Genomic DNA, 22,815 nt, shown 5'->3' on the forward strand with positions numbered 1-22,815 from the left:
AGCACGGGGCCGAGGCCGTCTTCATCGACCGCAGCGCCTGCCTTCGAGATGATGACGATCCCCGCGACGACGCTCGGGGCGGCGTCGCCCGCACCCTGCAGGCCGAGCGGTACCTGGCGCGCTCGCGCAGCCTGGACGCCCTCGCCCGGCGCCTGGGCTGCCGGGACCACGACGAGGTCTGGGAGCACCTCTTCGAGGACCGCGCCACCGCCGATATCCGCGCCTGGCGGGGCTTCTTCTCCGACACACTGGCCTGGTCGGGACTGGCCCGGCTCGATGTCGAGCGCGAGGTCCTCGATGCTGACGGCACCCACGCCCGCGAGGCCGTCATGGCGGCCGCCCTGAGACGGCACCTGCCAGAATCATCTGCGTCGATCGGTGTCAGTGAGAAGGGCACCGCTGTTCCGGCTGCCCCGGTCGTGGTCGTCACCGGCGGCTTTCACACCATGGCACTGCTCGACTGCCTCGACGCGACAGAGCACGCCGCCTGGTTGCCTGAGCCGCAGCCCCAGCCCGGCGGGCCGGCATGGCTCATCCGCTACGACCTTGCTCGTCTCGACGCCCTGCGCGGGTACGGCGCCGGCATGCCCTCACCGGGCCTGTGGCAGCGAGCCTGGCGGGCCCGCACCGGGGCCAGTCCGCTCGCGGGCAGCGGCGCAGGCTCTCGACGGGCCAAGCGGCGGACTGCCCGGCCTGTCCCAGAGCCGGCTGGGGCCGCCCGAGCCTTCGCCACGGCCGTGGTTATCGACGTCGCCACCGCCCTGCGCGAGCTCGGCGAACCGCTGGGGACCGCCCAGGTGCTGGCCACCGTGGAGCAAGCCATGCGACTGGCCGCGCTACGCGACCGGGCATGGCCCGGACGCTGCGACATCCTTGACGCCCTCACCAGCTGCCTGGTCAAGGACGAAACCGGGCTTTCGGGCAATCTGGGGGCCGCCGTCGCCTCCGTCCTGGCCGCCTCCGACGCCGGGTACGTCCCCGAGGGCACCGCCGTTCCACCGCTGGTCTCTCAGGTGCGCGACCGTCTGCGCGCCGCGCGCTTCATCATCGATGACGCCGTCGAGCATCGCGTCAGCCTCGACACCAGCCGCCGACCTCGCCACCGTGAGCGCCGCGAGCTGCTCGCCCGCCTGCGCTTCGTCGGCTCCGGCTTCGCCCACCAGATCTCAGGGGCCGACCTCGTCGCCGGCACCGGCATGGGCCAGTTCCTCGAGGAATGGGTTTACGCCTGGACCCCCATGGTGGAGGCCGCACTCGTGCGCGCGGCCCAGGAGGCGCCTGATCTCGACGTCCTGATCCGTGCCCGCCTGGCCGAGCGACTCACCGGTGAGCTCGACGCCGACACCCTGGCCACCCTGGTCAGTGAGCTGGCGGTCATGGGGCTCGACGCCGAGGCAGGCGACGTCTGCGACCGCCTTGAGAACAGCCTCGGGCGGCTCAGCAACTTGGGGGAGCTTGTCGAGGCCCTGCACCGGCTGGCGGGCCTGATCGAGTCCACGTCCCGCCTGCGCCTGGACCATGCTGGTGCCCGGATCCGATCCATTCTGCACCGAGGCGACGCCATGATCGCCCGGCGTGTTTCCGATCTGGTCGGCCTGGAGAACCAGGAGGCGCCCCATGCCGTTGATGCCCTCATCTCGGTACGAGACCTCATCATCAGATCAGCTGCCGATGACGAGTTCGTAGGCGAGACCGCCCACGGCGCCGGCTTCCGGGCAGTACTGCGTGAGATCGAGGTTCTGCGTCGAAGCCGCGACGCAGCCGCGGTTCTTGTCGGCTGTGCCACCGGCATCGCGGCCTCCGTCAGGGTACTGAGCGAGGAGGAGGCGGTGCGCGCCGTCGTTACTCATCTCGCGGTGGGTGCGGATCCGACACGGGCCGCAGACTTCATTGTGGGCCTGGTGCGATCCGCCCCGGACGTGCTCCTGCACTCTCCCGACGCCGTCGAGGCCGTCACCGGGGCGCTGGCTGACCTTGATGATCAGGCCTTTGTCGCCGCTCTGCCCGACTTGCGCCGGGCCTTCACCACGCTGAGGCCCGTGGAGACCCATCGCCTGGCGGGGATGGTGGCACAACTCGTCGGGGCTGCCGCCTCCGATCTCGATACCGTCTGGAACGTGGATCCGGCCCACGCCGCGCTCGGGGCTCAGCTCGAACGGGATCTGGTCGCCTCCCTGGTGCGTGACGGACTGGGGGAGTGGGCGGGATGACGAGCGGTACGCCGTTGAACGCCTCCGCCTGCTGGAAAGGGTCGGGTGGTGGCCTGGTAGCACGTCGCTGGCGCATGGTGCTTGGCCGATACGCCGAGCCGAATCTGCCGCGCAGGCACCAGGAAGCCGACCTCGATGACGTGCTGGGCTACATCTATGACCGCGAGTACACGGGCCGTGGGCACCGGCTGGGCGCAGGAGGTGGTGACGGGACGAGAGCCACCCTGGGACCGCCGGTCATACGGGCGGTCGACTGGCTCGAGGACGCCCGTAGGCTCTTCCCGGCCTCCACCCTGCAACGCCTCGAGAGCGACGCCCTGACCCGGTACGGGCTCGCCGAGCTGCTGGACGCCCCGGAAGCCATCGAGGCCATCGACACCAGTCCCGAGCTCGGGGCCGCGCTGCTGCGCATCAAAGGGACGATCTCGCCCAGGCTCACCGACGGGCTACGTGCCCTCATCGCCCGGATCGTCGCCGACATCATGGAGCGCCTGCAGTACCCCGTGACGACGGCCCTGAGCGGATCTCGTCGGCGCAGCAACAGTCCTCATGCCTTGGCGCGCAACTTCGACTGGCGTCGCACCATTGCCGCGAACCTGGGCAACATGGACCCAGGCGCCGGCCGCATGATCGTCGAGGACGTGCGTTTCGTGTCCCGCCAGAGAAGACGCAACCTGACCTGGGACGTCATCATCCTGGTGGACCAGTCCGCCTCCATGGCCTCCTGCCTGCTCCACAGTGCCGTCATGGCCTCGATCCTTGCAGGTCTTCCCGGCCTGTCCGTACGACTGGCCGTCTTCGACACCACCGTCGTCGACCTCAGCCACGCGGTTCACGATCCCGTCGAGGTACTCATGACCAGCCAGCTGGGAGGCGGAACGGACATTGCCAACGCCGTCGGCTACGCCGCTGGAACGGTGATCAGCCCCAGCCGGACGATTGTGACGGTCATCAGTGACTTCGAGGAGGGCGGATCGGTGTCCACCCTCGTCAAACGGGTGCGTGACCTGGTGGCGCAGGGCGTCACCGTGCTGGGGCTGGCCTCCTTGAACGATGAGGGCCGCGACTGGTATGACCATGACGTCGCCGAGCGCTTGGCCGAGGTCGGCATGAGGATCGCCGCCATGACCCCGGACCGCTTCGCCTCCTGGTTGGCGGAGATGACTGCATGAACGAGCGGACCGACCGGACTCAAGTCTCTGCCAGCGCCCCCGATGCCTCACAGGCCCTGGAGGTTTGTGGCGGCTCTTCGGCCGCTGCTTTCTCTGTCTACGGTGCGCTTGACGATGTTGCCCTGATCGCCCTGGGCAACCGGGGCCTGCTGCGTCGCGGACGCGCCGAGCTGGCCGCCGGCCGGGTTGAGCCCGTCAACGGACCCACTGCCCCCGAAGCGGTGTCGCAGCCAGTACCCGGGGTAGTGACCATCGGCGTCGGCCGACCACCGGTCCCGGTCACCCTGACGGCCGCCGGGCCCCAGGACGCACGCTGTCCCTGCCCCGTGGCCGGCATCTGCCTGCACGTCCTCGCCGCCTGCCTGTGGATGCGCGAGGCCGTTAACCGCGGCGGGACCGCCGAGGACAGCAGCGCTGTCAACGCGACCACGGGACCCACTGCGTCTCAGGCGCAGCCCACCGGGACGCGGCTGTCCGAGGCGCCTGCCCATGAGGGCGGAAGCGACCCGGTCCTGGACGAGGTCCTCGCCTGGGAGCCGGTCGACGTCGAGAAGTCGCTGGGGGCCGAGGCCCGGCGGCGAGCGCAGGCGTCCCTGGCCGGGATCGCACCGGGGCGGCTCGCCGCCGCCACCGACGTGACCAGTGCTCCTGGACGCCTGAGCATCACCTGGCCCGATGCCCCCGAGATCGTCGTGATCGCGGGGTTGGGACCACGGGGCATGATCGTCTCAGGGCGCCACTCCTCGGGCGCCAACGCGGCCTGGTGTCTTCAGGCCGTCATACGGCTCTTCGCCCGCGCAGGCCGCCCCTGGCCGTGGCCGGATGAGAAGGCCGCCCTCGGCGACCGGAAGCGAGACGTCGTCTCAACGGTCGCAACCGCCATTGAGACCGTTCTCTCCGCGGGGATCTCACACGCCGGCCCCCGCAGCGCCACCGACCTCGAGCGCCTTGCCCAGGTCAGCCGTCTGGAGGAGCTGCCTCGGCTGTCCCGGCTGCTGACCTCCGCCGCCTGGAGGCTCCGAGCACTCGCTGAGCGTGACGACGCCGTCGACGAGGCCGCCGTTCTCAGCGCCCTGGCCGCCGCCTGGTCCCTGACCCAGGCGCTCACAGCCGTCACCGGCCCGCCCGCCCCCGCTCTCATCGGGTCGGCCGACACCGAGACGGCCGAGACCGGCCTGCTGCTACCACTGGGCGCCACCTGGTGGACGAGCCCTTCGGGAGGCCGAGGGCTGACCATCAGACTCTGGGATCTGGATAATGGCCGGCCGGAGGCAGTCACCACCGGGCGAGCTGCCGGGGTCGACGCGGCCTTCCGCTATTCCGAGGATGCGATCCTCCTGTGGGGCACCTCGGTGAGGAACATTCTGTCCGGCCCCTTGCGCCTGACGGGGGCCGCGCGCCGGCCCGACGGTGCCCTGGCCCCCTCCAGCCACACTGCCGTCACTCGCCGCAGCGGTGAGGCCAGTTACGACGACGTCGACCTGGCTGCTGTGGCCGATCGACTCCAGGGGATCGGCTTCGGGCCGGAGGCCGCCCGCTTCGAGGCCCCCGTTCCCCGGGTCCGTCTGATCATGGTTGGCCAGGACGGCCTGGGACCGATCGACATCGACGAGGTCCACCAGCACTACCTGTGGTCGGTGACGAGCACCGATGGGCACAGGCATCTGCTGACTATGGAGGTCGGCGGTCGGGAGATGCAGATGGTCTCCGACGCGCTGTCCCGCAAGCTTCAGATCCAGGCCATCACCGTCGAGGGTGACTGCCCAGCCGGTGTCTTCGTGTGTGAGCATGACCGGCTCAGCCTTCTGGCGGCCACCTTCCCCGCTTCACGCAGCGCCTCCAACCGGGGGTACCGCCAATTGCACAGACGCAAGGAACAGATGCTCAGCCGGATGCGCACCCAAGCACCGGATAAGAACGGGGCGGATCGCACGCCTATACGGGCGCTGGCCCAGGACGTGCACGAGGCGCTCACCGCGCTCGCGGCCTCCGGGACGATGCGACCCACGGGCATGGTGGCGCACGTGCTGCGCACGCGCGCTCGCATGGCAGATGACCTCCAGCTCACCGCCCTGACGGCCCTGCTCGCCGAGGTGGATGATCGTCCGAGCCCCGGTGCCCTGCTGCGGGCCTGCGCCGTCGTCGACCGGCTCGACGCCTTGACGCTCTGATACCACTGAGCGCGCTGATATCACCGGTGCCGCTCGCCGGAGCCGGGGAAGCACTGCCCCGGGTGCCGGGACTGACGGGGAGCACGCGGACAAGGCAGGGCGACAGGAATCGACGACGACGGCCTCCTGCAGTCCTACGGGATCCGGGAGCTGATCGGGCGCCTGACCCCTGAGCTCAGGATCGCGCTGTCCGACGCCGACGTCGCACTCGCCCGCGGAACCATACTCAGCCAGACTCGGCGCAGCGCCTGGTGCGAGCACCCGGCCGACTACGAGGTGACGCCTCTGTTCGATCAGCTGACGGCTACCGCCCCGGAAGATCGAGCCCGGGCAGAAGGCCTTCACAGACCTGGAGGGGCACCTCACGGATACTTTCGCGCTCCGTGTGATGGCTACCAAACGCGGCTACGAGCACGATGCCCCGGTGGACGGCAGCTGGTTCGATGACTACGTCAAGGAGTTCACCTCGGCCGGGCTGAGCGCCACCATCCGGTTCACCGGCTCCTACCTGCCCGAGGACAAGATCACCTGCGCCACCCGCGACCTCACCCTCAGGAACAGGTACCGGACGCTCGCACTGTCCTTGGTACCCCGGTACTGCTGGCCGAGTGCTACGCGGACTACACGGCCCTCGCTGCGCTGGGGGCATTCGACCCGAACTGGGGAACAAGACCAAGTTGGTCTGATCATGTCCGAGGGCATGGTTCGGGGCGGGGGCTGACCCAGGTCCTTCCCGAACCGAGCGCCGGTGATACAGGGGCAATCATCGGCTAGTTATTCGGGCTCGCCTCCATCCGCGATGCTCAGAAGAATGCGTCGTTGTTTCCGCGCTCGACACTGCATGGAAACGGCACAATACGGGTATGCCGGTCACTCCCAGGTTTCAGAGCCCGTCCGACGACACGAGTCAGGAAGTCGTGAAGCAGGTGGAACAGGGGGGAGGATCGGAGTCGGGCGACACTCCGTCGGTCGTGGTTCCCCCGGTGAGTCCCATGTCTGAGGATCGCGCTGCGGCGCTCGACGAGCTGTGCCGCTCCCTGGACGTATCTGACGAGCGTGTCAGCAGGAGCATCACCCGCGGCCACCTGGAGGAAGGTCTGCCGTGGGACACCGATCCGCGCCTCGTCGCCGACGCATTGGTCCGGGCGGGGCATCCGCCCGAGGCGGTGCGAATGATCACCTGGGACTGGGCCCTGTGGACCTGTGAGTCTGAGATCGCCTGGCCATGGATGGCCCAGGACCTGGCAAGGGCCCGCGACCTGCTGGAGGATTCCACGTCGGCGACGCGAGTGCTTTGCGCGCTCGCCCACTTCCCGGCTGTTCCCCAGAGCATGGTGCCGGCCCTGGCGCAGGTCGCCGTGGGACGCTCCGAGTTCAATCGGGAGCTGGCCCAGAAGCTTCTGGCGGGTTTCCCCGAGGCCGGGGACCTGGCCCTTGAGGCAGTGATGAGTCCGATCGCGCACGTGCGCCGGGTGGGTGCGTCCTGGCTGGCCGGTCTGCCGATTCCCGACGGCGTCGCTCGGCTGCGCGCCGCCCGCGCCCAGGAGGAGGACCGTCTCGCGCGGGCCGCCCTGCTGCGCACTCTCCAGGTCTACGGTGACGACGTCAGTGATCTCGTGACCTCAGAGGCGTTCACCCTTCCCAAGCGGCGACTGAAGCGTCCTCCGATGGCCCTGGACTGGTTCCCCTTCGAGGCCATGCCCGAGGTGAGGCTCGCTGACGGGACGCCGCTCGACCCGGCCATCGTGCGCCACTGGGTGCTCGAGGCGTACAGGCTCAAGACCCCTGATGGGGCCGGCACCATCGAGCTGTACCTGAGCCTGCTCGATGCGGCGGACGCCCGCGAGCTGAGTGCCTTCGTCGTCGAGCGCTGGGTCGCCCACAACCGCGAGGCTGTCAAGGGGGAGAGCCTGAAGAACAAGGGTCTGCTCGCCTTCGCCGTCGGGATGGAGGGCGAGCGTCTTGCCGCCGCTGCCAGGAGCGCACTGAGCCGCCACGCCACATGGCGCGCCGAATCCGAGACCGTCCTGACCGCCGTTGCCGCGAACCCGTCCGCCGAGGCCCTGCAGGTCATCGTCTCGGCCGCGGCCCAGCACCGCTTGCCGCAGGTGCGTGGCTTTGCCGATCTGCTCACTCGGGCTGTGGCCGCCGAGCGAGGTTGGAGTGAGGCCGAGCTCGGTGACCGCAGTATCCCTACGGCCGGTTTCGGGGATGACGGGCTGCTGCACCTGTCCTACGGCGAGCGTGAGTTCCTGGGGCGTCTGACCCCGGAGCTGACCATCGTCCTGACGGACTCCGACGGACGCGCGCGCAAGAGTCTGCCCGCCGCCCGCAAGAGCGAGGACGGGGAGCTCGTAGCGCACACCAGGCATCGCCTGACCTTCGCGCGCAAGGAGGCGGCCGCCGTCCTCAAGGTCCAGAGCCGGCGTCTGTATGAGGCCATGTGCGTAGGGCGCTCCTGGCCGGTTCCGCTGTGGCGGGAACTGTTCGCCGACCACCCGCTGGCACGGCACCTGGCCGCTCGTCTGGTCTGGATGGTCCGTTGCCAGGACGAGAGCGTGAGGTCCGTTGAGTCGGAAGCCGATGGTGGGGCGCCCCAGACCTGGGCCTTCCGTCTCACCGAGGACGGCCAGCTTCTGGGCGCTGACGACGCCGTACTGGAGCTGCCCCCGGATGCCGTGGTCGGACTGGCTCACGGGACGCTCATGACCGAGGCGGAGATGTCCGCCTGGCAGGAGCACCTGGTCGACTATGAGGTCGCTCCGCTCTTCGACCAGTTCTCGGCTCGGGTTCCGCAGGTGGACAAGGGGCAAAGGGGCATCGACGACGGGGCGGGCAGACGAGTCGTCGCCCGCGACCTGCGCAAACGGGCTAAGGCCCGCGGCTATGAGCCCGACTCCAACATCCACTGGTACAGCACGTTCCTCAAGGACTTCCCGGTCATCGGCCTGTGCAGCGTCATCGACTTCGATGGGGTGGACGTGTGGAGCGAGGATCAGGTAGTGACCACTGGTCCCCTGAGTCTGGTCGCTGGACGTCGAGCGATGCCCCTGGGCCAGGTGCCGCCTGTGCTTCTTGCCGAGTGCTACGCCGACTATCGCGCCATCGTCGCCCCTCCAGACTGAACGTCCTGCTGGAGGGTGCGGTCGGCGCTGCCCGACTAGCAGCTGCGGCCTCGAGTCCGAGTGCGGGCTCGAGGCCGCTCGGCTTGACGACGACTCCCACTTGTGTCACTGTATTAGTGCAGTGATACAGATGGTCTGACGAGATCGCCTGTGCTGCGCTCATGAGCAGCTACCCATCCCCAAGCGACAGGAGAGCCATGGATCTCGACGACTCCCGTCCGATCTGGGTCCAGCTGGCGGACGACTTCCGTCACCGGATCGTCTCCGGCCAGTGGCCCCCGGGCTCCAAAATCCCCAGCGTGCGCGAGCTCGCCGCGGAGACCGGAGTCAATCCCAACACCGTTCAGCGGGCGCTGGGCGCGCTGGACGGTGAGGGGCTCACCGCGACAGAACGGACCGCTGGACGCTTCGTCACCACGAAGTCGAGTGCCATCAACTCCGTGCGTCGGAGCCTCGCCTCCGGAGCCACGGACTCCTACATCGACACTCTCACCGCCATCGGCATGGACCTGGACCAGACCGCGGCGCTCCTCACCGAGCGTTGGTGGGCACTGGACCGACAGGGCCATCAGACAACAGGAGATGCGTCATGAGCGCACACGCCCCCAACAGACCCACCACCATTCCCGCCCTCGATGGCGCCGACCCGCTGGTCGTCGTTGAGAACCTCACCAAGACCTACCGGGGCCGACCCGCGCTGGACGAGCTGAGTCTCGAGCTCCCACCCGGGCGGATCATCGGCCTCATGGGCTCCAACGGATCGGGCAAGACCACCCTGCTCAAGATCCTCGCCGGGGTTCTGGCCGACTACGACGGCCGGGCCCGTATCGCCGGGCACGCTCCCGGACCCGAGTCCAAGGCGCTCGTGTCCTTCCTACCCGACGCGAGCTTTCTGGCCTCCAACCTGACCGCTCCGGCAGCCATCGCCCAGTACCGGCGTTTCTTCGCCGACTTCGACGCCGACAAGGCCGCCGAGCTCGTGCGCTTCTTCAACCTGCCGACTGACCGCACCCTCAAGGAGATGAGTAAGGGCATGGGGGAGAAGCTGCGCATCAGCCTGGCCATGTCCCGCCGCGCCCGCGTCTACCTCCTTGACGAGCCGATCTCCGGAGTCGACCCCGCTGCCCGAGACGTCATCCTCAGTGGCATCCTGCGAGACTTCGACTCCGAGGCCCTCATGCTCATCTCCACCCACCTCATCGCCGACGTCGAGCCCATCATTGACTCCGTCGTCTTCCTCAAGGACGGCCGCCTGCTGCTCGCGGGCGATGCCGACGACCTGCGCCAGGAAAGCGGTATGAGCCTGGACGCCCTGTTCAGGAAGGAGTACCGCTGATGTTCGCCACACTACTCATGGAGGAGGCCCGTACCCAGGCTCGGCGCAATGCGGGAGTCGTGGGGATCATGGCGGTCATCGCCTTCGGCTTCATGCTCCTGAGCCTGCTCAGGCTGCCCGTGGTCTCCTCGATGCTGCTCATGGGCTCGCTCGCGGCGCTCCTGGCCATACCCGTCGTCGTCGGCGCCCAGGTCGGAATCGAGTACTGGGCATCCATGTGTGGCGCCCGCGGCTATCTCACCATGACTCTGCCGGTTAAAGGGCGCGTGATATTCGCCGCTAAGACGCTGTACGCCGTGATCGCGGTGCTGGTGTCAGTTGCGGTGTCGGTGCCTCTGGGTGTCGGCTGGCTCGCCACCTACGTGCACCTGCTCGGTATCACGCTGGGGGAGTACCTCGAGCCGATGCGTCAGATGATCAGCGAGATGGGAACCGGCACGGTCCTGTTCTGCGGCCTGGTCCTGGTGGAAAGCTACGTGCTCGTGGTCATCGAAGTCGCAGCGGTGATGAGCATTGGAGCGCAGGGACGCTGGAACCGGCTCGGTTTCGGGGCACCCGCGATCGGCCTGGTCATCCTCTACGCGGTCAACCAGGTCGTGGCCCTGGCCGCCACGTTGCTGCTACCGCTGTCGCTGGATATGACCAGTGGGCGGATCGTGGGGCGCATGATGCTCCCGCAGTTCATTGAGGCCGTCCGAGCGGACCAGGACCCGCACCTGGTGGGAATCGGTACCGCATTGGCTGCACCGATCGTGGCTGCGATCCTGGTCTGGTGGGCGGTGCGCGCGATCGAGCGGCACACCTGCCTGCGATGAACGCGGCTGAATGAGCCCGGTGGGCGGATGCCCGGGGCGCGGTGACTATGCCGTGGCCCCGGGCATCGCTGCGCCGCCGGCCTTGGTTGCCGCCGCGTCGAAGGCGGCGGCAACGACATCGGCGTAGTCGGCCGGATTGATCAGGGCGATTCCCTGGGCGCGGTCCGCCAGGAGGAGCAGATTGTCCCCCGGGGACAGATTGAAGATCTCCCGGACCTCCTTGGGGATGACGATCTGCGACTTGGGGCCGAGCTTGACGGTGGCGACATAGCGCTCCGGGTTCGGAGCGGCGGGGGCAGGAGGGGGACTGGGGTGCGTGTCCGACGGAGAATCGACGGGCGTATCGGCTGGCATGGTGGGATGTCCCTTTCCTGATGGTCCTGCTGGGCGCCGGACCCCTTCCTCAACCCTAGTCCTTGTGAGTCCTTTTGGGCGCAGGAGGCGCGGCGGGAGCCCTAGCGCTGCATGGGGTCGGATGGTCGGTGTGAGGCAGAGAGGGATCAGGTGCCGGCTCGGTCGGCGACGTGCTCAGAGGAGACGGTCGCTTGGGCGAGGACCTGATCACCATCGGCGCCTCCGTAGATGACCAGGCTCTGGCCTGCGGCGACGCCACGCAGGGGAGAGGCCAGCCAGGCATGCAGGAGGCCGGCGGTCTCATCGACGCGGACCTGGGCTGGAACCGGGCGGCCGTGGGCGCGAACCTGGACGCTGGCCTCCTGCCAGCCGACGGCGGGGGATCCGTCGAGATCGGAGGCGCCGGCGGCCGGGCTACCGGTGAGCGGCTCGGGCTCGGCCAGAAGGACGAGCCCGTCGCCGTCGATCGTGGTGCGGCTGAGCAGCTCCTCGGGACCGACGACGACCTCATTGGTGGTCGGACGGGTCTCGATGACGTAGCGGGGACGGCCGTCGTCGGCCGGGCGGGACAGGCCCAGGCCCTTGCGCTGGCCGACGGTGAAGCCGAAGTAGCCCTGGTGGGTGCCCAGGACCTCGCCGTCGGGGGAGACCATGGCGCCCTCGTGGACGCCGAGTGAACGGGTCAGGAAGCCACGGGTGTCGCCGTCGGCCACGAAGCAGATGTCGTAGGAGTCCGGCTTGGAGGCCACCGGCAGGCCACGGTCCTCGGCCTCGGCTCGCACCCGAGCCTTGGAGAGGGCCTCACCCAGGGGGAAGAGGGCATGGGCCAGAGCCTCGCGGCCTGAGACCGCCAAGACGTAGGACTGGTCCTTGGCGGTGTCGACGGCGCGGCGCAGTGTGAGGCCGGTGGTGTCCCCGGGCCGACCGGAAGCGGCGCCGCCGCTCAGGCGCGCGTAGTGACCGGTGGCGACGGCGTCGAAGCCCAGGGCCAGGCCGCGCTCCAGGAGGGCGTCGAACTTGACGCGCTCGTTGCAGCGTACGCACGGGTTGGGGGTGCGGCCGGCGCGGTACTCGTCGAGGAAGTCGGCCACGACGCGCTCCTCGAACTCCTCGGACAGGTCCCACACGTAGAAGGGGATGCCCAGGATCTGGGCGGCCCAACGGGCATCGGCGGAGTCCTCGATGGAGCAGCAGCCGCGCGAGCCCGAGCGGGTCAGGGTGCGGTTGCGGGTCAGGGCCATGTGGACGCCCACGACCTCGTGCCCGGCGTCGACGGCGCGCGCGGCGGCCACGGCGGAGTCGACTCCGCCGGACAGGGCGGCCAGGACGCGCACGGGGGTCTCCTTCAGGCAAGCGGTTACCGGTTACGACAGCCGTGGCAGGTTACCGCAGGTCGATGTCGACGGGGCAACCGGGAGAGCCCAAGGGTATTGCGGCGACCTGCATGGGATGATGACGAGGAAGGAGGCGTGATGACTGACGAGTACGCCTCCGGCCCCCACAACTTCGCCGATACCCTGAGTGATCAGCGCCGAGGCTCGGCGTTCTTCAATCGCCGTCGACGATCTCTTCGCTCGTACCCCGGCAAGAATGACCTCGCTGATTGCCACTACCGGATTAAGAGCGCTCACCCTGTCGGGTTACTCGCCCACGCGCACAAGCCCGCTCTCATAGGCCAGCACAATGAGTTGGGCGCGGTCTCTCAGTTCCAGCTTGTGCAGTATCCGGTTGATATGGGACTTGATCGTCGACTCGGCAAGGTCGAGGTGCTGCGCGATCTCGTTGTTGCTCATAGCGCGTCCTATCAATGTGAGGATCTCCCTCTCCCTGTCGGACAGTGCTTCGATGGAGCCGGAGTGTGCTCTAGGAGCTTCCACTGGTCCAGTGGGTGCGAACCACTGCTTCAGCAGCCGGCGCGTGGCGGAGGGAGCCACCACCGAGTCCCCCCGGGCGACGGCGCGGATCCCGGCCAGGAGCTCGGGTGCTGTTGCGTCCTTGAGCAGGAAGCCCGAGGCTCCCGCCTGCATCGCCGCGACCAGGTAGTCGTCCAGGTCGAAGGTGGTCAGGATGAGTACCTTGAGATCGGGGTGAGTGTCCAGAACCGCGCGGGTGGCGGAGATGCCGTCGAGAGTGGGCATCCTGATATCCATGAGGACGATGTCGGGGTGAGTGGTCTTGACCATGGGAAGAACATCGATGCCGTCGCAGGCCTGGCCGACAACGCTCATGTCCTTCTGGGCGTCAAGGATCATGTGGAATCCGGAGCGGACCAGGTCCTGATCGTCCACCAGGGCGATGCGCAGCGGCTGAGTCATGTGGCCTCACTTCTCGGATTCACGAATACTGATGTCGACGGCTCGACGGGGACACGGGCGCGTACCACGAATCCTCCCCCGGGGCGGGGTCCTGCCTCCAGGGTCCCTCCGACCGCCTCCAGGCGTTGGCGCAGGTTCACCAGCCCCTGGCCTCCGCCGGTTCCTGCCGGCGCCGCCTCGGACGAGACGCCGCCATGATCCGCCAGACTCAGGCGATCCTCGCCTGCCCGCGGTGATGTCTGAGAACCAGAAGGGCCGGGATAGTCGGCGATGGTGAGCACGATCCCGTCCGCACGGTACTCCAGCCTCACGTCGACCGCAGCCGCTTCGGCGTGCTTGAGCACATTGGTCAGAGACTCCTGAACCGTCCGGTAAAGAGCGAGCTCCACCGGCGTGCCGAGGAGGCCATAGCCTTCTTGTCGACCTTCCTGACTCATCAGCTGATCGTCGGCTGCCAAGGAGACCGGTAGGCCGGTTGCGCGGACATCGTTAACGAGCCGAGGCAGATCCTTGAGTCCCGGGACCGGACGCAGCGGTGTGTCAGTGACCGGGGAGGCGGGTCGGGACCCGTGGGCCTCGGCGGGCTCCGGCGTGTCCCCGAGCTCTGTCGGTTGTGGGGGAACGGCCAGCGCACGGGTCAGGCTGCGAGTCTCCGCCAAGGCTGAGCGCGCGGTCGTCCGGATCTTCCCGAGCGCTTGAGCCGCCTGCTCCAAGCGATCGGCGGGGTGGAGGGCGATGTCCTCGGAGCCCGCCGCCAGATAGCGACCAGCCTCGGCCTGGACGGCGATCAGGGCCAGTGCGTGCCCGACGACGTCGTGGACCTCCCGGGCGATCTCGTTGCGCAGCGCGGCCTCGCGCGCCGCCCGTCGCTGCTCCTCCGCTGCCTGGCGGCTGGCTCGCAGCTGGCTGCGCTGCTTCATGAACCTGCCCAGCCCCCAGGCAATCGCAGCGATGCACAGCTGTCCGAAGGATATTCGTGTCATGTTCTCGGCCCACTGGGACAGTGGCACCGAGCCCGGCTCACGCAGATGGTATATCCACGCCACCAGCACCGAGCCGCTGAAGACGGCCGCGACCCACATGGGTGTGAGCCTCCGCTTGCCCCACCGGCCTATCGAGTACAGAGACACAGTGATCGCCATATCCGCGGGTAGCTGGGGCTTTGCGGCGACGCAGAGCTGGAGCGCGTACAGGGCGAAATGAACGCCGAGGACAGCATCGGGGCGCTCTCGGCGCCACCGCAGGACGAACAACGCCAGCACGGCACCTGCCGCGATGCCCCAGGAGCCGGTTTCCTCCCACGTGACGAACGCAATAAAGGCGGTGCCCAGGGCCTGGGCGGAGCGGATCGCGAAGCGCTTGACCAGCCTGAGCATGCTCCCACTATGGCAGAAGGGACGGGGCAGGAGGCAAAGATGAGGCTGCTCGGGCCGCCCATAGGTCTCAGACGTACTCAGATGCTCGGTCTCCTCCTCGCCGTCCAGGCCCGCCTGGCCCCCTCCAGGGCAGCGGGCAGGGCGGCGAGCAGCCGGTCGACGTCGTCGGCGTTCGTGTCTCGGCCCATGGAGCAGCGCAGTGTGGAGCGCGCCGGGCCCTCCTCGAAACCCATCGCCAGAAGGACGTGGCTCGGCTGAGCGACCCCGGCATGACAGGCCGACCCCGCTGAAGCATCGATCCCCGCCAGGTCCAGGGCCATGAGCAGCGCCTCCAAGTCGGCCTCCTCGAACCACAGGTGCGCCGTGGAGGCCACATGATCGGCGTCCCCGGGCAGCGTGGCATGAACCCCGGCAAGTGCCTCCGCTCCCTCAAGGAGGCGGCGGCGTAGCACTGTCAACCGGTTCTCCTGCTCCTCCCTCTCGGCGACCGCCAGCTCCACCGCCAGGGCCAGTGCTCGTGCCGCCACCACGTCCTGCGTACCCGAGCGGATGCCCCGCTCCTGGCGGCCTCCTCCCGTGGCCGGCGTCAGCGCCAGGTCGCGGCGAAGCACCAGCGCGCCCACGCCCACCGGCGCCCCCAGCTTGTGGCCGGTCAGGCTCATCGCATCCAGGCCCCAGCCGTGGAAGTCCACCGCGACCTTCCCCAGCGCCGCCACGGCATCGGAGTGAACCGGTACATACCCGGGGGCATCCGGGCGTCCGGCGCCGCTCGTCTCCCGCACGGTCCTCACCAGCGCCGCCATGTCCTGGACGACTCCGGTCTCATTGTTCGCCGTCATGACGGAGACGAGGGAAGCGGGGGAGTGGCCTGCATCGGCTACCTGCGTCACCGCCCGGGCCACCGAGTCGAGCACCACCCGTCCGGCGCCGTCGACATCCAGAAGGTTCAGCTCCGCATCCAGCTCGGCCGCGGCGGTACGCGCCGAGTCGAGGACCGCCGGGTGCTCGATCGGCGAGATCACCAGCCTTCCACCCGGCACCGCGCGCGCCCGGCCCGAGACCACCAGGGCATCGGCCTCCGTACCACCGGAGGTCAGCAACACCTCGTGCGCATCCACCCCCAGAGCGCATGCCAGGCGCGCACGAGCCTCAGCCAGCAACGCCCCCACCCGCCTGCCCGCAGTGTGCTGCGCGCTCGGATTCGCCCAGCCCCCAAGGCCACTGGTCAGATCCTCAGCGACCTGCCGGGCGACCTCGGGGCGGATGGGGCTGGAGGCGGCGTGATCGAGATAGGTGCGCACGCCCCCAGGCTATTCCTCAGCCCGGACAAGCCGGATTTCGTCCGTATGGGAGACTTTGATGCTGCTTTCTCGTGTGGTACCGATACAGAAACGCTCTGACCCGCATAGACGTCGATGGTCCTCGACCGGCTTGCCGTCAAAGTCGTCCCATACGGACGCTTTCCCGCCGGCCTCGCCCCGACACAGGCCCATGCGTCGAGATCAACCAACGGCCACACAACCGATGTGGCAGGATCGCATCTGATACTCACTGATACTCAGAGTCCAACAGCCCGCCGGGCTCGTCTAGCTTCGGCCGCCCGGCACCTCATCTCTCGCCAGCGACCACTGCTCAGCCCCTGCTCTTCGGACCCTGGAGAAAACGGTATGCGAACTGACAAGGACATCGCCGTCATCGGGTCCAGCAACATGGATCTCATCACCTATATCACCCGCATGCCCAGCGAGGGCGAGACCGTGGAGGCGCCCGACTTCGCCATGGGCTTCGGCGGCAAGGGCGCCAACCAGGCGGTCAGCGCCTCCAGGCTGGGCTCACGCGTGCTCATGCTCACCCGGGTCGGCAATGACCTCTTCGCCCAGAGCACCATCGAGAACTACCGGCGCAACGGCATCGATACCACCCATGTCCTGTCCACCGAGGCCGCCAGCGGGGTGGCGCCCATCTTCGTCGATGAGGAGTCTCGCAACTCCATCCTCATCGTCAAGGGGGCCAACGCCCTGCTCAGTCCGCAGGATGTGCGTCGTGCTGAGGACCGGATCGCCGCCTGTCGGCTCATCGTCCTGCAGCTTGAGATCCCCCTGGAGACCGTCTACGAGGCGGTGGCCCTGGGCAAGCGCCACTCCATCCCCGTGCTGCTCAACCCGGCCCCGGCCCAGCCCGACCTGGAGCTGGAGAAGGTGCGCGACTGCCAGTACATCGTGCCCAATGAGAGCGAGCTGTCCCTACTGACCGGCATGCCCGTGGACAGCCTCGACGACGTGCGCAACGCCGCGGCGGTCCTGCTGGAGGTGGGCATCGCCAATGTCATCGTCACCCTGGGTTCGCGCGGCGCCCTGTGGATGACCCGCACCGAGGACCGGCTCATCCCCGGCGTGGCGGTCGAGGCGCGCGACACCACCGGCGCGGGCGACGCCTTCATCGGCTGCTTCAGCCACTTCCTGGTCTCCACCGGCGATACGGCCGCCTCCCTGGAGATGGCCAACCGCTACTCGGCGGACTCGGTGACCAAACGGGGCACCCAGTCCTCCTACGCCTTCAAGGAGGAGTTCGAGGAGATCCTGCGGGGCTAGCCATCCACGATGCTCCCCGCATGACGGGTCGACGCAGGACATCTGCGCCGGCCCCCGGGTGCTGCGGCCCACTGGGTGGGGCTGGGCGCCGCCGAAGGCCGATATTTTCCTCCTATCGGTATAGGAGCGCCCATGTGCACGTCGCACCACAGGATGGGAGAGTAAGGCCATGCGTACCGACCAGCTCGCCCTGTCCCGCTCCGCCACCGACCGCGATGCTGAGCGGCGCAGCGAGCCCGGGCTGCTGGAGCGCCTCGCCGTCGACCCCGAGACCCGGCTGCTGCTGGTCGATGCCCGCGGCCGCGTCGCCCTGACCGGCCCCGCCGTCCACCCCGACCTGCCCGACGACGGGCTCACCCCGCCCAGCCTCATCGGCAGCCCCGGCGCCACCGCCTGGGAGGGGCCCGGTACCCGCAGTGGCTGGAGCCTGCCCGACCTGCGCGCCGGCTACCTCGGAGCCTCGGCCCCCACCTGCGCCTCGGACCTGACCGTCCTCTACATGGGCCGTGAGCTCTCCGACGACGGCGCACCTGCCGGCCCCAGCTGGATCGCCGTCGTCGTACCCCCGGCCCTGGAGGTCCCCGACGCCCCCGAACCGCCCGCCACCGGCTCCGACGCCGAGGGCATCGTCGTCGACCATCCCGACCTGCGCCGCCTGCTGGAGCGCTACCCGCTGTCCGCCCTGCGGGCCATGGGTGCACAGATGACCGCCCGCGACGCCGGCCTGGCCACCACCGCCACCGCCCTGGCCGCCTGGCACGCCCGCTCCGCCTACTGCCCGGCCTGCGGCGGACGCACTGAGATCATCGAGGCCGGTTGGGCTCGCCGGTGCAGCGACTGCGCCACTGTCCACTTCCCGCGCACAGACCCCGCCGTCATCATGACGGTCGTCGATGCCTCCGACCGCCTCCTCCTCGTGCGCGGTGCCACCTGGGCGCCGCGGCGCTACTCGGTGGTGGCCGGCTTCGTCGAGGCCGGGGAGTCCGTCGAGGCGGCCGTCGCCCGCGAGGTGCGGGAGGAGACCGGGCTGCGCGTGGCCGAGGTCGACTATGTCGCCTCCCAGCCCTGGCCCTTCCCTCGTTCCCTCATGCTCGGCTGCCGGGCGCGACTGGCCCCGGGCGAGGACCGGCCCCGCCCCGACGGCCACGAGGTCGTCGAGGCCCGCCTCGTCTCCCGCGACGAGCTCATGGCGGGCGCCGCCGACGGCAGCATCCTCCTGCCCGGCCCCACCTCCATCGCCCGCCTCCTCATCGAGGACTGGTACGGCGGCCCCATCGCCGGTTGACACCGGCCGCGTCCAGTGCACCGGCCGGGCCTACTCGGAGCAGAACGGCCCCGCATCACATGTATTTACCGGGCTCCCAGCACTGATAGGCTGATCTCTCCACCTCCCATATCGGGTGGGAAGGGAGTGGAACGGTGGTCGTTGATGCTCATGGCGGTGTGCTGAGCGGAAGCGGTAAGGGGTGGCCGTACTGATGAGGCGATGGATCGAGGCGGGGGCGGCTCTGGTCGCGGTGGTGGTGATCGCTATCGGTCTGGTGGGTTGCCAGGGGCGAGGACGAGATTCTGTGGTGCTGCGCGAGGGAGAGATGCGAGTCTCATCGTCGGGGCGGTACACCTCGGAGTTTCTCGCGGAGGAGATCGACGGGAGGCGCAATGTGTACCCGGTGATCAAGAATTCGGCGGGTGAGGTGGTGTGGACCGACGATCAGCGTTATCTCATGAGCGCACACCCGGTGGGGGTGGTGTGGCAGGAGGACGCCGACGTGTTGTGGCTGCTGTCCAGTGATATTGGCTCGTCGCGTGTGGTGGAGAAGGATGGGGCGTGGGTCAAGGACTGGGATTGGAGCGCACTGCCTTCCGATATCGAGAAGATCGAGAAGGGCTAATAATAAAAAAGAGGCTTATTCAAAGGATGAGACGGATGGTTGCTGGCCTGGGTAAACGTAGATGACTGGTATGTTCGTGAACAGCCCTTAAGGCGTTGAACCGGTTGAATCCTCCCGGTGTCGGTCGATTCCCATCGCGTCGGCTCACTGCCACTGATTCTCGTCACCGACCCGTGGCAGGCTGGTCCCGATGAGCCCGACCACCCCCCGCCCCGACCCGACCGGCTCGCCAGTGCCCGAGCCGGCCCACTCCGACGTCCCCCGCAATGCCCATCCCGGCGCCCGCCTGAACGCCGCCGGTCTCCTGGAGGCCCTCGATCCCGACCAGCGCGAGGTCGCCGAGCACCTCGAAGGACCCCTGTGCGTCCTGGCCGGCGCCGGCACCGGCAAGACCCGGGCCATTACTTACCGCATCGCCCACGGCGTGGCCACCGGCGCCTACCAGGCCACCCAGGTCCTGGCCGTGACCTTCACCGCCCGCGCCGCCGGCGAGATGCGCTCGCGCCTTGCCGACCTCGGCGTCCCGGGGGTCCAGGCCCGAACCTTCCACGCCGCCGCCCTGCGTCAGCTCACCTACTTCTGGCCCACCGCCATCGGCGGGCGCCGTCCCGACATCCAGGTCCAGAAGGCGCCCCTGGTCGGCGCCGCAGCCCGCCGCCTGGGCCTGCCCACAGACCGGGCCACCGTGCGGGACCTGGCCGCCGAGATCGAGTGGGCCAAGGTCACCATGACCCTGCCCGAGGACTACGCCCAGGTCGCCGTCGTCGCCGGCCGTACGGGCGTGGCCGGGCAGGAGGCGGCCACGGTCGCTCAGGTCCTGGCCCTCTACGAGGAGGCCAAGAGCGAGCGCGGCGTCATCGACTTCGAGGACGTGCTCCTGCTGACCATCGGCATCCTCCTGGACCGAGACGACATCGCCTCCCAGGTGCGCGGCCAGTACAAGCACTTCGTCGTCGACGAGTACCAGGACGTCTCCCCGCTCCAGCAGCGCCTGCTGGACCTGTGGCTGGGACGTCGCCGCCAGCTGTGCGTCGTCGGCGACGTCTCCCAGACCATCTACTCCTTCACCGGGGCCACGCCCGCGTTCCTGACCGGCTTCACCACCCGCTACGAGGGCGCCCGCACCGTGCGCCTGAGCCGCGACTACCGCTCCACCCCGCAGGTCGTCTCCCTGGCCAACCAGGTCCTCTCCCGTTCGCGGCGCGGAGGAGGCGGCCCGCACCTGCCGGCAGGCGCCGTCGAGCTGGTCGCCCAGCGCCCCAGCGGCCCCGCCGTACGCTTCACAACCTACGACGACGACACCGCCGAGGCCGCCGGGGCCGTTGCCCAGGTGCGTCGCCTACAGGCCGCCGGGGTCCCCTTGAGCGAGATCGCGATCCTGTACCGGACCAACTCCCAGTCCGAGGTCTTCGAGCAGGCTCTGGCCGGAGCCCAGATCGGCTACCTCGTGCGCGGGGGAGAGCGCTTCTTCGAGCGCGAGGAGGTCAAGCGCGCCATGGCCGTCATCCTCGGTGCCGCCCGTACCGAGAAGGCCACTCTGACCGGTGACCTCGGCCTGGACGTGCGCACCGTCCTGTCCCGAGAGGGGTGGAGCGAGGAGCCTCCCGCCCCCCGCGGGGCCGTGCGCGAGCGCTGGGACGCCCTCAACGCGCTCGTGGCACTGGCCGACGAGATGGCTCAGAACCGTGGCGCCGACCTCGATGCCCTCCACACCGAGCTGCGCGAGCGCGCCGACGCCCAGAACGCCCCCACCGTCGAGGGCGTCACCCTGTCCTCCCTGCACGCCGCCAAGGGCCTGGAATGGGACGCCGTCATCCTCGCAGGTGTCTGCGAGGGTCTTCTGCCGATCTCCCTGGCCGAGGGCCAGGCCGCCATCGAGGAGGAGCGGCGCCTGCTCTACGTCGGCGTCACCCGCGCGCGCGAGCACCTCGTCATCTCCTACGCCCGCGCCCGTAACGCCGGAGGCCGGGCCGCCCGGAAACCCTCCCGTTTCCTGGACGGTCTGTGGCCCGCCGTGCAGGACTCCCGCGGCACCTCCCGGCGTCAGAGCCGTCAGAGCGCCAAGGAGCGCTCCCGGCAGTCCGCCGCGGACTTCGAGGCCAATAACGACCCACGCACCATTGCCCTGTTCGAGGAGCTGAGGGCCTGGCGCTCAGACGTGGCCAAGGAGCGCTCCCGGCCCGCCTACACGGTCTTCGCCGACGCCACCTTGCGGGACATCGCCGTCGTCAAACCGACGAGCCTGCCACGGCTCTCCCTCATCCACGGTGTGGGCGCCACCAAGCTCCAGGAGTATGGCAGTCAGGTTCTCGCCCTTCTGCGGGACTTCAAGGCCGGAGACTGAACAGTGTGAGTCGGTGGCCGTCGCGACTCGACGACGCTCACAGCTGCGAGCACAGGCACTCCGGGTGGCGCTCCCAGGCCCGCTGCCGTCCCAGCGGCTCCTGGCCGGTGACCTCCGCCGAGTGCCTGGCCCACCAGGTGGCGGAACGTCCGAGCGGGTCGCCGTCATGGCCGGAGCCGTCCCCCGGATCGCTGACGGAAGCCGCCCGTCCCAGGATGGTGTCGATGGCGGCCCGGGCCGTCAGCGCCGCCGACTCGTGCAGGACCAGGTGCTCGACGTCGGGCATGGGCAGGGTGCGCATCTGCGTGGCCAGCGCCGGCCAGCACGGATCGGCGTCCCGCTCCCACAGATCCAGGCAGGTCGCGCATGGGCCGCCACCTCCCAGGACCGGGCCGATGCGCACCCCCGCCTCACCGACGACCACCGGCAGGTGGATGATGCCCTCCTGAGCGAGTCGGCGGGCGAGCAGCGGTTCCACCACGTGCGGGTCCACCGTCACCATGACGTCGGGCCGGGTGCGCAGCGGCGCCCGCGTCCTCAGCGCCGGGAAGCGTGCCGACAGGAGCGGCTCCAGGCCCCCGTCCCTGGGTGCCAGCGTGGACAGGATCGTGCCCACCCCGGCCTCTGCCAGCCACAGGGCGGCCTCCTGTGCCAGGGCACTGATGCCGTGAACCGCCAGGATCGTCTGGGACAGGACCGTTGCGCGGCTCTTGGCGTCAGTTCCCAACCGGTCCCAGTAGACGCCGTCGGCGCCACCGGGCTCACTGGCTGTCGAGGGGACCACAATGCCCTGATGCTTCAGGTCCTCCACGATCTGACGTGCCCGCGCCACCGGTACCCGGCTGCGCCGAGCGGTCCGGTAGACGCCCCCGACTTCCAAGGAGCGTGCCAGCTCATCGAGCAGTCGTTGCTCGGCCAGACTCAGATCATTGATAATGATGCGCCGCTCGGGACTCGTGCCGATCTGGCTGACGCCCTGCTGACGCCACAGGACGGCGCACCCGCCTCGAATACGCATCGTGCCTCCTTCAGGCCTCCGGTGTCCGCGTGAGGACACGAGGATCCAGACGTCTTGACCAACCGCGTCAAGAACTGACCTGAGAATGGCATGAGC

General features: G+C 69.1%; 18 protein-coding genes. 12 read left to right on the top strand and 6 right to left on the bottom strand.

Features of this window, described 5'->3' with window-relative positions; translation table 11 throughout:
* The 8 genes from RWR81_RS07280 to RWR81_RS07315 all read left to right on the top strand — a co-directional run.
* Positions 1–2,210 (top strand): DUF5682 family protein (locus tag RWR81_RS07280; RefSeq protein WP_314456366.1); only part of this gene is annotated, 2,210 nt, incomplete at its 5' end.
* Complete coding sequence (locus RWR81_RS07285) at positions 2,207–3,382, top strand: VWA domain-containing protein (protein WP_314456368.1); 1,176 nt, start codon at positions 2,207–2,209, stop codon at positions 3,380–3,382. The genes RWR81_RS07280 and RWR81_RS07285, both read left to right, overlap by 4 nt.
* Complete coding sequence (locus RWR81_RS07290) at positions 3,379–5,553, top strand: hypothetical protein (protein ID WP_314456370.1); 2,175 nt, start codon at positions 3,379–3,381, stop codon at positions 5,551–5,553. The genes RWR81_RS07285 and RWR81_RS07290 overlap by 4 nt, the downstream gene beginning before the upstream one ends.
* 388 nt (positions 5,554–5,941) lie before the next feature.
* On the top strand, positions 5,942–6,274 hold the full coding sequence (locus RWR81_RS07295) for a hypothetical protein (protein WP_314456371.1): 333 nt from the start codon (positions 5,942–5,944) through the stop codon (positions 6,272–6,274).
* 271 nt (positions 6,275–6,545) lie between these two features.
* Complete coding sequence (locus tag RWR81_RS07300) at positions 6,546–8,678, top strand: DUF4132 domain-containing protein (RefSeq protein WP_314456373.1); 2,133 nt, start codon at positions 6,546–6,548, stop codon at positions 8,676–8,678.
* Between the two features lie 197 nt (positions 8,679–8,875).
* Positions 8,876–9,271 (top strand): GntR family transcriptional regulator, encoded by a 396-nt coding sequence (locus RWR81_RS07305; RefSeq protein WP_314456402.1) that lies wholly within the window; start codon positions 8,876–8,878, stop codon positions 9,269–9,271.
* Positions 9,268–10,014 carry an ABC transporter ATP-binding protein gene (locus RWR81_RS07310; protein ID WP_314456375.1) on the top strand — a complete coding sequence of 249 codons (747 nt, stop codon included), beginning with the start codon at positions 9,268–9,270 and terminating at the stop codon, positions 10,012–10,014. Before RWR81_RS07305 ends, RWR81_RS07310 begins: the two co-directional genes overlap by 4 nt.
* The gene (locus tag RWR81_RS07315; protein WP_314456377.1) at positions 10,014–10,829 is read left to right on the top strand and encodes a hypothetical protein; all 816 of its coding nucleotides are present in this window, start codon (positions 10,014–10,016) and stop codon (positions 10,827–10,829) included. Before RWR81_RS07310 ends, RWR81_RS07315 begins: the two co-directional genes overlap by 1 nt.
* A 45-nt stretch (positions 10,830–10,874) precedes the next feature.
* Here RWR81_RS07315 and RWR81_RS07320 read toward each other — a convergent pair whose 3' ends face one another.
* The 5 genes from RWR81_RS07320 to RWR81_RS07340 all read right to left on the bottom strand — a co-directional run bounded on the left by RWR81_RS07320 (position 10,875) and on the right by RWR81_RS07340 (position 16,175).
* Positions 10,875–11,183, bottom strand: coding sequence for an AbrB/MazE/SpoVT family DNA-binding domain-containing protein (locus tag RWR81_RS07320; protein ID WP_314456379.1), 309 nt, complete (start codon positions 11,181–11,183; stop codon positions 10,875–10,877).
* Positions 11,184–11,329: 146 nt separating this feature from the next.
* Positions 11,330–12,517, bottom strand: a complete 1,188-nt coding sequence (gene mnmA / locus RWR81_RS07325) for a tRNA 2-thiouridine(34) synthase MnmA (protein ID WP_314456381.1) — start codon at positions 12,515–12,517, stop codon at positions 11,330–11,332.
* A 306-nt stretch (positions 12,518–12,823) separates the two neighbouring features.
* Positions 12,824–13,498: a response regulator transcription factor gene (locus tag RWR81_RS07330; protein ID WP_314456383.1), complete on the bottom strand. Its 675-nt coding sequence runs from the start codon at positions 13,496–13,498 to the stop codon at positions 12,824–12,826.
* Positions 13,495–14,874, bottom strand: coding sequence for a histidine kinase (locus RWR81_RS07335; protein ID WP_314456385.1), 1,380 nt, complete (start codon positions 14,872–14,874; stop codon positions 13,495–13,497). The genes RWR81_RS07330 and RWR81_RS07335 overlap by 4 nt, the downstream gene beginning before the upstream one ends.
* A gap of 77 nt (positions 14,875–14,951) precedes the next feature.
* A complete protein-coding gene (locus RWR81_RS07340) occupies positions 14,952–16,175 on the bottom strand; it encodes an aminotransferase class V-fold PLP-dependent enzyme (RefSeq protein ID WP_314456386.1) in 1,224 nt (407 codons plus the stop codon).
* 366 nt (positions 16,176–16,541) lie between these two features.
* Between RWR81_RS07340 and rbsK the strand changes: the two genes are divergently transcribed.
* From rbsK to RWR81_RS07360, 4 genes are all read left to right on the top strand, one after another.
* On the top strand, positions 16,542–17,465 hold the full coding sequence (gene rbsK / locus RWR81_RS07345) for a ribokinase (protein WP_314456388.1): 924 nt from the start codon (positions 16,542–16,544) through the stop codon (positions 17,463–17,465).
* 169 nt (positions 17,466–17,634) lie between these two features.
* Entirely contained in the window at positions 17,635–18,750 is a 1,116-nt protein-coding gene (gene nudC, locus RWR81_RS07350; RefSeq protein WP_314456390.1) for an NAD(+) diphosphatase, read from the top strand.
* A gap of 193 nt (positions 18,751–18,943) precedes the next feature.
* A complete protein-coding gene (locus tag RWR81_RS07355; protein ID WP_314456392.1) occupies positions 18,944–19,357 on the top strand; it encodes a hypothetical protein in 414 nt (137 codons plus the stop codon).
* A gap of 190 nt (positions 19,358–19,547) precedes the next feature.
* Positions 19,548–21,701 carry an ATP-dependent DNA helicase UvrD2 gene (locus tag RWR81_RS07360; protein WP_314456394.1) on the top strand — a complete coding sequence of 718 codons (2,154 nt, stop codon included), beginning with the start codon at positions 19,548–19,550 and terminating at the stop codon, positions 21,699–21,701.
* 37 nt (positions 21,702–21,738) lie between these two features.
* Here the strand turns inward: RWR81_RS07360 and RWR81_RS07365 are convergent, their stop codons facing one another.
* The gene (locus RWR81_RS07365) at positions 21,739–22,719 is read right to left on the bottom strand and encodes a hypothetical protein (protein ID WP_314456396.1); all 981 of its coding nucleotides are present in this window, start codon (positions 22,717–22,719) and stop codon (positions 21,739–21,741) included.
* Positions 22,720–22,815: the final 96 nt, after the last annotated feature.

This window comes from uncultured Actinomyces sp. (genome assembly GCF_963526355.1).
Taxonomy (GTDB): Bacteria; Actinomycetota; Actinomycetes; order Actinomycetales; family Actinomycetaceae; genus Actinomyces.